An 11,906-nucleotide genomic window follows, 5' to 3' on the forward strand; every position below is an offset into this window, starting at 1 on the left:
ATGAGAAGCGTCAAGAAGCTCATCGTCAGTATACTCTTTCATCTCTGGAGTATCATCATCTTTATTTTCTTCTTCTTTGCTATCATCATCATTGATAACATCGTCCAAGTTAGGCACTTCGTCATCATCTATGATATCGTCCAAATTAGGTACTTCATCAAAATCTTCATCATTTGTTATGCTGTCTAAAGAGGATAAATCTCCTAATTTAATACTTTCATCTTCTTTTTTATCCTCTTCAAGTACATCATCTAAAGAAGATAAATCTCCTATTTTTAGACTTTCATCATTATCATTATCTTCTTCATCATCTTTTGCGGTTTCTCCTCCATCTTCAAGTACATCGTCTAAAGATGACAAATCTCCTATTTTTAGACTTTCATCATTATCATCATTATCTTCTTCATTATCTTTTTTTATTTCAATATCTTCTACATCATCTATATTAGGAAGATCAACTTTATTTGCTTTTGTAATTCTGTCTCTTTTGTTATTAAAATATTTTATACCGTCATCATCTAATGAATCTATATTATAGTCATCTATATTAAACTCTTCATCATTTACAATATTGGCATTATCATAGTTATTTATAGGCGGTTCGCTTTCATCATATATATTTTCATCTTCATTATCCTCTTCATTATCTTCTTCATTATCCTCATTAACTTTATTTCTTTCTAGTAATGAAGTAGTTATTAAAAATAATGATGATAAAGCTAAAAGAGCAAGTATAATATATTTTAAATATTTCTGTATAATAGGTACATTTAATTCTAATATACCAATACTAAAATTATCTATATCTTTAACTTTGCTTGAATAAAATGTAAAAGTATTATTATCAACATCAATAGTTCCAGAACTTCCAATATCTTTATCCATATATTGTGTAAGACTGTCTCTTGATATACTGTTTATATCTATAGAAGGGTTATGATATACAACACCATTAGGAAGAACTACAAAGTTTAAGTTGTAAGATGTATTTTCAAATATTTTTTTAAATACACTTGCTACTATATATCCTACTTCTATTCCTCTGTCATTTTTAATAGGCTTAACAAAATAAACACCGTCATAATCTTTATCGAAGAATGCTCTGGCATTAGATTTTTTATAGCTTTCCAAATCTACAGGTTTAGTTTTTACAGGAGAAGAAAATACTGATTTACCGTCTGCTAAATATAATGCTACAGTATCAAAAGGATAGTTTCCGCTTCTAAATATTGATATTATTCTGTCTCTTTCTGCTTCATCTATTCCGTTTAATATAACCTGCTGAAGTAAGTTTATAAATGGATAGCTTTCTACTATTTTATTAAGTCTGTCATCATAGTCTTTTACGAGGCTTACTATACTGTTTTGACAAATCAAAGCATTTCTGTCAAGCTTTTTTGTATCAACATCAAATGCATCCTTTTTAAGTCCGAATACAAATGTTATAAATAAAGCAAGAACTATTATATTTATTAAAATAGATATATATACAAAGACAGATATCTTACCATGTTTATCAGACATATAATCTCCTCTAAAAAACTACACTATTTTTATATTGTTTTATTTTTTTGTTATGCTTCTTTTAGCATCTTCTTCTGCTTTGCTTATTATAGAAGATAACATTTTATCAAAAGCGGCAAATACATCATCTGTTCTTGATGCATCTTCTTTTTTTGTATCTTTTATATCTTTTTCTTCTTTGCTGTCATCTTCTGAAGTTTTTATATCATCTATAGCTTTATTGTATGAATTTAATATAATCTTACTAATACCGCTTGAGTCGCTTGTTTTGTAATCATCATTTTTCTTGATGAATAAGTTTTTATCCTCTTCTTTTTTATCTTTTAAACTATCTATTATTATTTTTTTATTGAATATATCTTCTCCGTCTATTTTTCTATATTCTAAATTATTTTCTTCTGCTTCTTTTGCTATTTTATAATTATCCAAAGATAAAGTTTTAGCTATAAAATTATCTTGTGATTTAGGTTCCAGCTCATCATCAGAGATTGACATAAATACTTCTTCTTTATTTTTTGCTTCTTCTTCATTGCTGCTATTGTCTGCTACAGTTTGCTCTTCTATATATTCGGCATCTTCATTGTTTGTAATTTCTGATATTTCATTAACTTTTAGTTCTTCTTCAGTGATTGTATTTTCTGTTAATGTTTCTTCTTCTAATGTTTCTAAAGCGAATGCTTCTTCAATAGCTTTTGCATGTTCTTCCTGCAATTCTCTATTTATATTTTCAAAAGCATGTTCTATATTTATTTCTTCATCATTATAATTATTTAATTCTTCTAATTCTTCAGAGCCTGCTTCTTCTGTAATATTTTCTTCTGATTCATTTACTATATCTGTTTCATCATCTGTTTTAATATTTTCTGTTTGCTCTTCTTTTTCTTTTAAATCTTCTTTTGTTATTGCAAATTTATTTCTGCATAAATTTATTTCCTCTTTAATAGAAGAGACTATATTTAATATATCTTTTCCTATATGGAACTCTTCTTCTGTATTTTCATTATTATTTTCTTTTATATATTCATCAGGTATTTTATAATGTACTTTCTGTATTATAGGCGGCATTTCTTCAAGTGCACTAGATTTAGGTATATCAGCGTCTACAATATTTTTATTTAAAAGTTCATCGCTTCCTTTTACACTTTCAACATAATCTTTATTGCTTTTAACTTGCATAAGATATTTAAAGAATGCTGCTACACCTTTTATTAGAAGCTGGCAAAGAAGTATTAATAAAGCAGTGATAGCTAGTACTATAAGTTCAAAGTAATTAGGATACTCTTTTCCTATCATAGAAACTGAAAGGGAATCATTGACTATAAAGCTAGGCTGTTTTTTGTAGTATGCATATCTGTTTATTACAGATGAAACTTTTTCTATATTGTTTTCACCTACAGATTCTCTTACATTATATACAGCGTTTCTTGAGTCGCTTACATAAAGTCTTTTATCAGCTACCTGATAATACATAGCTATATCTGATACATAAGCATAATCATTTCTAGTAGCGACTATTATTTCTCCATAAGGATTTTTTATGTATTCCATTATATAGAATGCATTTTCATTAGTGGCATTTAATACTAGAGAGCCTTTTGTTTTTATTTCATTTATCAAAGTATCCTGAAGTTCTAAAGGCCATGATTTATTTCTTGATAAGTACAGATTAAGAAGCATTTTTCCTTCAGAATTAAATACAGTCATTCCTCTTAAATATGGATTTTCTACAGTCATTCTATAATAATTATTTTTATATTTATCTAATTGGGCTTTTGAAGCATTATTATTAGGGTTAAACTCTTTTAAAGACTCAGCAGTCTGATACATACTATATCCTACATAATCGGATATTGACTGAGTAATTAAATTAACCTGATATTCAGATACGCTATTTCTTTTTATTTTCATTTTCACAGCTATTTTATCTACTCTTTGCATCATCATATCTAAATAATCATTTATAAATACTGATACAGTGCTGTTTTCTGGAAGTATAGTATTGCTTGCTGCACGAGCGAACATTGCAGCTATGAATATAATGAGAAATGATATCATCAAACCAAGTATAGTTTTCATTATTTGTTGCTTTTTGTTTTCATTCATAATGCTTAAGCCTTTAATAAAAATTGTTGAGTATATAAAAAACTACTATTAGTTATCGGCTAAAGCAAATTTTACTTGAAAGTTTTATTTTGTGACTGAAATGGTATTTGAGAAATAAAAAAGACCTCCGCTGAGCCGTATACGACATAAATGCGCCTGACTTTTCGCGTCAGGTGGGTTCCTCAGAAACATGACCTTGATTTCTCAAAACCGTATCGCGATACCGGCGAGCCTATCATTAATGCTTCGCTCCAGATCCCTAATGCATTAATTTATACTGGCGCAAGAATGTACAATCGCTTAACGAGAACAGCAGAGTTGTATACAATATAAATGCTTTTCTATTATTTGTCAATACTGTAAAAAATATATTAACATAATAATTACTATTGACAAACATTTTTAGAAAAATATAATAATAATTACATTTATTTTTTATTTAATAAGGGATTTGGTATGATTAAAAATATAATTTCTGATGTTGGTAATGTATTGTATGAATTTAGTACTGGCAGTATTTTAGATGAATATATAGATGAGAGCGACAGAAAAGAGTTCTTTGATAATACTTTTGGAAGTAAGAATTGGCATCTAATGGATAAGGGAGAAATCAGCTTTGAGGATTCAAGAAAATATTTTATAGATAAATGTCCTAAATATAAAGAACTTATAAATAAAATTTTTGATACTTCTTTAACATTATGCCTTAATAAACATCATAACAATATTAATTTATTAAAAGAATACAAAGATAAAGGATTTTCTATATATTATTTGTCTAATATGCCTTCTGAAACTTTTGAGGTTTTGAGAAAAGAAACTGACTTTTTTGATAATACTTGTATTGGAGGAGTTATTTCGGCTCATATAAAAATGATTAAGCCTAATAAAGATATTTATGAATATTTTTTGAGTAAATTTAATTTGAATGCAAATGAATGCATATTTATAGATGATAATGCTGATAATGTAAAAACAGCTGTAGATATGGGAATAAATGCTTTTCAGCTTAAAAAAATAGATGATATGCATATGATTTTAAAAGAAGTGCTGCATAAATAATGTTTTACTAGATATTATCTGCAAATAATATGAAGTTTATAAAGAATATATTTGATAATATAAAAAAAAGATATGGAATAGTTGTTCCTACTATTATTACTGTATTTACATTGATTAGTCTTATAGCCTCTGTGTGGATAAGCACTTTTATATATGAGCCTTCTAATATAGCTGAGCCTTTTTATCTATTTTCTGTTATTTTTTTCCCATTTACGAGTATAATAATTGGAATTATACTTGTAATAAAGTTTATAATAGATGCCATACTTAAAAAAGAAGGTTCACATTTAAAGTTGGTTATAGTATTTATAATGGGACTTATGACTGTTATGCCTAGTATTTTTATAAGTAAAATATCAACTTATATAATTAAAAGTAATTTAGATTTATTTTTAGATCAGAACCTTAATTCTTCTGTATCATATATAATAGATTTGTCAAATACTGAAATAATTAATAAAAGAAACTATATGAAAGATACTATTTCTAAAGCTGGGATAGATTATTTCAATAATTTATATAAAAATATTAAATCTGGAAATTTTGATTATAATAGTATATACAAAAAAATAAAAGAATCAGAATATTTTAATAATATAGTTTTTTTATCGAATTCTTATAATGGTAACAATATAATATTCTTTAATTCTGGAAATTATATACCTTTAGATATTAATTATAAACTCAATAATAATGATACTATATTTGTAAACAGTGAATATAACGGACTTTTTTATGTAAATGCTATAATTCCTCTAGCTTACACTAATAATTATGTAATATGGTCTGAAGTTATGCCTAGAAACTATATAGAAATTAGAAATAGTGCTTTGGAGGCTTTTAGGATATATAATTCTGTTAATATGTTTGCAAATGAGTTTTCTGTAATACTTAATCTTTTATATTTATTTATACTTGGTATATCAACATTTTTTTCTATAATTTTAGGTATTGCTCTGTCAAGGCTCATAACAAGACCTATAAGTTTGATACTTAATGCCACAAATTCAATAACTAATGCTGATTTTAATATAGATATTAAACTTGGCGGTGTACATGATATGAGAAATTTGATTCATAGGTTTAATGTAATGGCTAGGGCTTTAAAATACCACAGGGATAGAGAAAATACAAGAGCTAGGCTTGAGACTTGGAGGGAGGCTGCTATAAAAGTGGCACATGAGATAAAAAATCCGCTTATGCCTATAATAATGAATGCTGAGCTTATTGAAAGAAAATTATCTATAAATATGACAGAAAAAGATGTTGAAAGATCAAAAAAATCTACAGGTATTATAGTAAAGAATGCTAATGTAATATCAAGTCTTATAAAATCTTTTTCAGAGTTTTCTTTTGCTATTAAACTTTCTGATGAGAAACAGTCTATTAATAGTGTTATTATTGAGGTAGTAGAATCTTTCAAAAATATTAATAATATACAATTTAATGTTGTTTTAAGCAGACATGATCATTTTATCAATATGGATAGAGAAAAATTCATAATGGCATTTAGAAATTTAATAAAAAATGCTGTAGAGGCTATGGAAAACTCTAAAAGCTCTATAATATATATTTCTTCATATCATGAGATAATAGATTTAAATGAATTTTTCATAGTTAGTATAACAGATACAGGCATAGGAATAGAAAGCAGCAATTTGCATAAAATTTTTGAACCTTATTTTACTTCCAAAGATAGAGGTACTGGAATAGGGCTTGCCACAGTTGAAAAAATCATATCTGAGCATAAAGGCACTATAGAGGTAGAATCAATAGTTGGTGAGGGTACAACATTTTTTATAAAATTTATGACAGAATCGTAAAAAATTATAAAGATTCTATTTTACTGATCAATTTAGTTATATGTGAAGGATATTTCATACAAGTGATATTTAGTCTTTGGGCTTCTTTTTCCATATCCAAATCTATATTTTCATAGAGAAAGAATATAGTAAACTCATCAAATTCAGGCATTTTCTGTAATTCGCTTATAAACTCTATAACATTAATCCAAACAAGATTAGGATTGAACACCAATATTCTTATACTATATTTATATATTTTACTTATAAGCTCATAAAGATTTTCAGCTATAAACACTTCTATAGATGAGCTTTCAAGAGCCGCTTTTACTTTGTTGGAGCGGTTATTATCATCATCTATTATTATAGCTGAGTAATTCATAGGCAAACTCATTTAAGGTATTGATGTGCCGAGAGAGGGACTCGAACCCTCACTGAGTTGCCTCAGGCAGATTTTGAGTCTGCTGCGTCTACCAATTTCGCCATCTCGGCAATATTATACTAGTAATATAATATCATTTTTAATTGCTTAGATTATAAATGATACTTAATAAAAATCAAGTATTATGTTATATATTTTTTCTTTTTTTGTGTATATATGTTTTATTTATTGTAAAATATGATAAAATGATCATATATAACGAGGGTTTGTTATGAAGATTACATTAGACATGTCTATATCAAAACTTCTTGATGCTTTTGACAGGGAGTTCGGCGTATCGCTTGGAATATATAAAGGGGCTCATAAATCAGATAATATAAAATTATTTGAGATATCAGACCCTAGAAAAAATCAAAAGGCTTTTATAGTTATTAATAAAGACACAAGCGTAGAAAGTGCCGAAGCTATGTTTAGAAATACATTCGGCATAAGAGTGCAGATTAAAGATAGGAATGGAAATACAGTAAGTCAGGAAAGTACATTAGGAGGCATTAGAAAGCTAGATAAAGGCTATGTTGATAATGAAAATAATTTATTAGAAGATGATGATTCCTCTAATGATGAAAGCCAAGAAGAAGAGAGTGGTAAAAAGAAGAAAAAAAAGAAAAAAGCATATTTTCTCAAACCAAAAACGGTAAAACATACAGTAGAAGATAAAATAAAAGAAATAGACAAATATTATCTAAACTTTCAAAGGTCTGAAAGATATAAATATATGCTTAATCTATTATCCTGCATAGAAGAGGCTAAACTTGCATACCCTGATTCTAAAGAATTAACAGATCATATAGAGGATATAAAGTCAAAGTCATTAAATATATCAAATTTAAGTATAAAGAAAAGAAGATTCGTCATATTGGTATTAATTATAGTAACAGGAGTATTATCAGTAGTAGGTGTTGGAATATGGGGTTATAATCTTTATCAAAAAATAAAAAAAGACAGAGAAGCAGATAGTATAATCAAAGAAATAGATAATTTAAGAATGAGAAAAGGCTCTCTTATGGAAAGCGGTAATATATCTGAAGCGAATGCTATAGATGAAAGCATAAACTCAAAATCAGAGCGTCTTAATAGTATTAAAAATGCAAGCAGTGTATCAATAGCCAATTATTTCTTAATAATAGCATTCTTTATGGCGGTAATAGTGGCTATGTTTATACTAAGGCTCAATAAATATAATGTAACATCTATACGGTTTGGTAAGAATACATAATAATTTTATTACAGCAAAATTATTTTACTTGATAATATATCACTATATGATATTATATAGTTTAATTATGATAATTTTTATATATTATATATAGAGAGGATTTTAAATGGCAAAAATTATTATACCGTTAAATGAAGTAAAAGAGGGAATGAAAGTAGCCAGTAATATATATAATAGTGACGATAAAAGAATAGTAGATATTGGTACTGTAATTACAAAAGATATTATAGAAACTTTAAAAAGAAACTCTATTACAACAGTTAGCGTAATGGAGCTTTTAGACCTTAAAAAAGAGAATACTGTTAATACGGCAGGAGACGGTAAAAAAGCTGTTGTAAGAGGTTTAATTGAAGAAAACGGTAAAAAAATATTAAAAATAGATAGTGAAGAAGTTGCCAAAAAAAAGGAAATGACTATAGAAAAAACTAAATCATTATATGAAACTGCCAAACAAGGAGGCGGTATAGATTTTGATTCTATGAAAAAAGAAGTTAATAATATGCTTTCTTCTATAGTAGAAAATAAAGAAGCACATTCTTATCTCTCTATGCTAAAAAGAAAAGATGAAACAATGTATAAACATGCAGTTGATGTTGCTACTTTAGCTGCTATTACAGCTGGGGAATTAAATTTAACTAAAGTAGATATGGCTAATATTATGCTTGGTGCTTTGGTTCATGATATAGGGAAGGTTCTTATTCAGGAGAGTTTGCTTACAAAGGTAAATCTCACTAAAGATGAAGAAGCTATATTGAAAAAACACCCTACACAAGGCTATAAACTTGTAAAAAGAGACAATTTAGATGACAATATAGCAGATATTGTACTAGAACATCATGAAAAGTATGACGGAAGCGGTTATCCTTTTCAAAAAGATAATAAGGATATAAGCCTTTACAGTAAAATAGTTGCTGTATGCAATACTTTTAATAATCTTATAACTAAAGGAGAGCATGGAGTGCCTTATACCCCTGATAAAGCTGTGAAGGTTATAATATCGCTTGCTAAAAAAGATTTTGACAGTGATGTTGTGAAGGCATTTCAAAAGGCTATAGGTTTTTATCCTAATAATACAAGAGTTAAATTATCAAATGGTTCTATAGCTAGGGTAATAGAGCAAAATCCTAATCTTCCTTTGAGACCTGTTCTTTCTATAGTAAAACACCTTGATGGTACAGTTAGCGACGGTATGGAAATTGTTGATTTATCTGCTTCTAGTGATTTATTTATTAAGGAAATTATGTAAAATACTTATTTAATATTTTAATTTTTGTTTTTTACTTAATAGTCTTACCAAATATTTTAATTCATATTTTGAGTAGAAATCTTTAACCATAGTAACTCCTCTTTTATTAAAGAAAGAGAAGTAATGATATTTTTCTAAAGTCTCTAAAAGCCTGCTGAAATGATCTTTTTCTAGTTTAAAAGCTTTTGAAACCTCCTCCAAAGAGTATAATTTATTATCATCTTTGAAGTATTTATTTATAAATTTGTTCGATTTTATCGTTACAGCAATATTATTAATAATGATTTTTATTATGAAAGTTATAATAAACAATATTAATAAATATTGTACTATTTTAGGCATTATTAACTAGCTTGATTAAACAAGATTAAGTTCATAAATATTTCGCCTAGTTCGGTTTTATAGTTTATGGATAATATTTTGTCATTTTCTTTTTCAAGCATAGACATTTGTTCACTCATAAGTATAGCAGGCGGAGTCATATCTAAATCTATATGTTTTGTAGAGAGATCATTAATAGCACTTCCAGCAACCATATTAACAAATTCTTTAATTGTTGCGATGAATATATCATCTATTGAAGTTATAGCTTCCATATTAAGAGCAGAAGCCAATTTAAAAGCAGTAGCTTTGCTCATATTAAACATAAGTCTTCCGCTTAAATCTCCAGTAATTCCTACAAAAACTATAACACCTCCCACATGATTGGCATTTCTGTATATTCTAACATCGCCTTTTCCAACTTTAGAATTAAAATAGCTTTTTAATATAATTACTGTACCTTTACTGAAGGCATTTACTACATCTAAGTCAAACATATTTATAACACCATATAATTTTATTTTTATTTATTATCGGAAATGAGTATCATATTTTTAACAGTATACATCTGCTGTGTAAATTATCAAGACAAAAATATAATTATTTTACTATAAATAATATATTATATAAATCTTGACTACAAATAAAAAGAATGATATCATTAAATAAAATTATATAAAAACCGATAATCTCATGAGAGATAGAATACTTTGTTTATCTTTTATATTATTAATATTTTTATTTGGTATTTTTATAGATATTTTTCATAAAGATACTGATGATAAATTAATAAGTATTACAGTAAAAGGAGCTGTTGTTAATCAAGGTGTATATTTTTGCAGATATGGTGTTTCAGTAGCTGAAGTCTTAGAACTCTGCGGCGGAATGACAGAGCTTGGTTATTTACCGTTAGGATTTGATTATAATACACCTATTACAAATGATACTGCAATCAATATACAAAAAAGGTATTCAACTATAAGAAAAAATTATGAAGAGAATTGAATAGTGGAAAAAGAGTTCGCTAGTATTTTTGAGGATAATAAAGACATCTCGCTCAATGAGTATGATATTAATAAACTTATAGAAAGAACTATAGAAATTAAAGAGAATGAATTTCCCATAATATCTATTGGCAATACTGATAAAGACAGCCCAAAAATACATAGTGTAGTAACTTCTAAAGAATATAATAAAGATGTAGAAGAATTTAATGATGCTAAGGCAAAAGCAGATGATGATAAGTTAGATTCTTCAAGTAATGCATATACAGATGAAGAAAATAAACAATATAAAAATTTAGAAGAAAGTTTAAGTTTGTCTGAAAATGATTTAGAGGCGGCAGATCATATTACAGATTCTGAATTGGATATGTCCTCTCTTTTTCAAAATGCATCAAGTAATCCTGAAGCAAATGATGATAAAAAAGATAATGACAATAAAAAAGAAGAAGATTTATTAAATGACCAAAATTATATAGTTGATAATATATATTCTAAAGAAGAAAATGATATTCATAAAAGTGCCGAAAAAGAATCATTATCAGAAGATGAATTGAATACTATTGAAACTGTTGCAGATTTTAATTTAGAGGATTCTTTCATAAAAAATGAAAATCCTTTAGATGATGATGAAGAGTCAGAAGATACATCAGATATTTCAGATATAGAGATGAAAGAGTATAGTGATGAAGAACTTCTTGATATAGATAATATATTGGAAGATGATGAACTTTCTGATACACAGGAAGAAGCTTCTGAAAATCCTTTAGATGATGATGAAGAGTCAGAAGATACATCAGATATTTCAGATATAGAGATGAAAGAGTATAGTGATGAAGAACTTCTTGATATAAATAATATATTGGAAGATGAAGAGCTTTCTGATATGCAAGAAGAAGCCTCTGAAAACCCATTAGATAATGAAGAATCATCAGAAGAAACTACTCCTGCAGAAGAAACATCAGATTTGGATATGAAAGAACATACTGATGATGAGTTATTGGATTCTAATAATATACTAGAAGAAGTATCCCTTTCAGAAGAGATATCATCAGAGGAACAATCAGAAGAAAGTACTCCTGCAGAAGAGACATCAGATTTGGATATGAAAGAATATACTGATGATGAGTTATTGGATTCTAATAATATACTAGAAGAAGAATCCCCTTCAGAAGAAACATCATCAGAA

The 11,906-nt window shown here is 27.2% G+C and carries 9 protein-coding genes, 1 tRNA gene and 2 pseudogenes; 6 read left to right on the forward strand and 6 right to left on the reverse strand.

The window, feature by feature from the left end; translation table 11 throughout:
• A pseudogene (locus Q1X91_RS12705) lies at positions 1–1,524 on the reverse strand (AAA family ATPase); the annotation flags it as partial.
• 39 nt (positions 1,525–1,563) lie between these two features.
• Entirely contained in the window at positions 1,564–3,627 is a 2,064-nt protein-coding gene (locus Q1X91_RS12710; protein ID WP_300758148.1) for a hypothetical protein, read from the reverse strand.
• Between the two features lie 456 nt (positions 3,628–4,083).
• On the opposite strand from Q1X91_RS12710, the gene Q1X91_RS12715 reads away from it, so the two are divergent.
• Both Q1X91_RS12715 and Q1X91_RS12720 read left to right on the forward strand, forming a co-directional pair.
• Entirely contained in the window at positions 4,084–4,689 is a 606-nt protein-coding gene (locus tag Q1X91_RS12715; protein ID WP_300758151.1) for an HAD family phosphatase, read from the forward strand.
• Between the two features lie 29 nt (positions 4,690–4,718).
• Positions 4,719–6,512: an ATP-binding protein gene (locus Q1X91_RS12720; protein WP_300758154.1), complete on the forward strand. Its 1,794-nt coding sequence runs from the start codon at positions 4,719–4,721 to the stop codon at positions 6,510–6,512.
• A gap of 4 nt (positions 6,513–6,516) precedes the next feature.
• Here Q1X91_RS12720 and Q1X91_RS12725 read toward each other — a convergent pair whose 3' ends face one another.
• Both Q1X91_RS12725 and Q1X91_RS12730 read right to left on the reverse strand, forming a co-directional pair.
• Positions 6,517–6,873: a response regulator gene (locus tag Q1X91_RS12725; protein WP_300758157.1), complete on the reverse strand. Its 357-nt coding sequence runs from the start codon at positions 6,871–6,873 to the stop codon at positions 6,517–6,519.
• A gap of 26 nt (positions 6,874–6,899) precedes the next feature.
• Positions 6,900–6,983, reverse strand: a tRNA-Leu gene (locus Q1X91_RS12730).
• 161 nt (positions 6,984–7,144) lie between these two features.
• Between Q1X91_RS12730 and Q1X91_RS12735 the strand changes: the two genes are divergently transcribed.
• Both Q1X91_RS12735 and Q1X91_RS12740 read left to right on the forward strand, forming a co-directional pair.
• Positions 7,145–8,149 (forward strand): hypothetical protein, encoded by a 1,005-nt coding sequence (locus Q1X91_RS12735; RefSeq protein WP_300758160.1) that lies wholly within the window; start codon positions 7,145–7,147, stop codon positions 8,147–8,149.
• A gap of 106 nt (positions 8,150–8,255) precedes the next feature.
• Positions 8,256–9,395: an HD domain-containing phosphohydrolase gene (locus tag Q1X91_RS12740; protein WP_300758161.1), complete on the forward strand. Its 1,140-nt coding sequence runs from the start codon at positions 8,256–8,258 to the stop codon at positions 9,393–9,395.
• Between the two features lie 9 nt (positions 9,396–9,404).
• On the opposite strand, the gene Q1X91_RS12745 is transcribed toward Q1X91_RS12740, so the two are convergent.
• The gene (locus tag Q1X91_RS12745; RefSeq protein WP_300758165.1) at positions 9,405–9,737 is read right to left on the reverse strand and encodes a hypothetical protein; all 333 of its coding nucleotides are present in this window, start codon (positions 9,735–9,737) and stop codon (positions 9,405–9,407) included.
• A 2-nt stretch (positions 9,738–9,739) separates the two neighbouring features.
• A complete protein-coding gene (locus Q1X91_RS12750; protein WP_300758168.1) occupies positions 9,740–10,213 on the reverse strand; it encodes a chemotaxis protein CheX in 474 nt (157 codons plus the stop codon).
• A 196-nt stretch (positions 10,214–10,409) separates the two neighbouring features.
• Between Q1X91_RS12750 and Q1X91_RS12755 the strand changes: the two genes are divergently transcribed.
• Together Q1X91_RS12755 and Q1X91_RS12760 are read left to right on the forward strand one after the other, a co-directional pair.
• Positions 10,410–10,721 carry an SLBB domain-containing protein gene (locus tag Q1X91_RS12755; RefSeq protein ID WP_300758171.1) on the forward strand — a complete coding sequence of 104 codons (312 nt, stop codon included), beginning with the start codon at positions 10,410–10,412 and terminating at the stop codon, positions 10,719–10,721.
• Positions 10,722–10,724: 3 nt separating this feature from the next.
• Positions 10,725–11,906: pseudogene (locus tag Q1X91_RS12760) on the forward strand (hypothetical protein); the annotation flags it as partial.

It is taken from the genome of uncultured Brachyspira sp., from assembly GCF_949287625.1.
In the GTDB taxonomy this organism is placed as follows: Bacteria; Spirochaetota; Brachyspiria; order Brachyspirales; family Brachyspiraceae; genus Brachyspira.

Coding starts and splice junctions, on each gene's coding strand:
- Q1X91_RS12710 (WP_300758148.1), bottom strand. CDS start 3,627: ATGAATGAAAACAAAAAGCAACAAATAATGAAAACTATACTTGGTTTG.
- Q1X91_RS12715 (WP_300758151.1), top strand. CDS start 4,084: ATGATTAAAAATATAATTTCTGATGTTGGTAATGTATTGTATGAATTT.
- Q1X91_RS12720 (WP_300758154.1), top strand. CDS start 4,719: ATGAAGTTTATAAAGAATATATTTGATAATATAAAAAAAAGATATGGA.
- Q1X91_RS12725 (WP_300758157.1), bottom strand. CDS start 6,873: ATGAATTACTCAGCTATAATAATAGATGATGATAATAACCGCTCCAAC.
- Q1X91_RS12735 (WP_300758160.1), top strand. CDS start 7,145: ATGAAGATTACATTAGACATGTCTATATCAAAACTTCTTGATGCTTTT.
- Q1X91_RS12740 (WP_300758161.1), top strand. CDS start 8,256: ATGGCAAAAATTATTATACCGTTAAATGAAGTAAAAGAGGGAATGAAA.
- Q1X91_RS12745 (WP_300758165.1), bottom strand. CDS start 9,737: ATGCCTAAAATAGTACAATATTTATTAATATTGTTTATTATAACTTTC.
- Q1X91_RS12750 (WP_300758168.1), bottom strand. CDS start 10,213: ATGTTTGACTTAGATGTAGTAAATGCCTTCAGTAAAGGTACAGTAATT.
- Q1X91_RS12755 (WP_300758171.1), top strand. CDS start 10,410: ATGAGAGATAGAATACTTTGTTTATCTTTTATATTATTAATATTTTTA.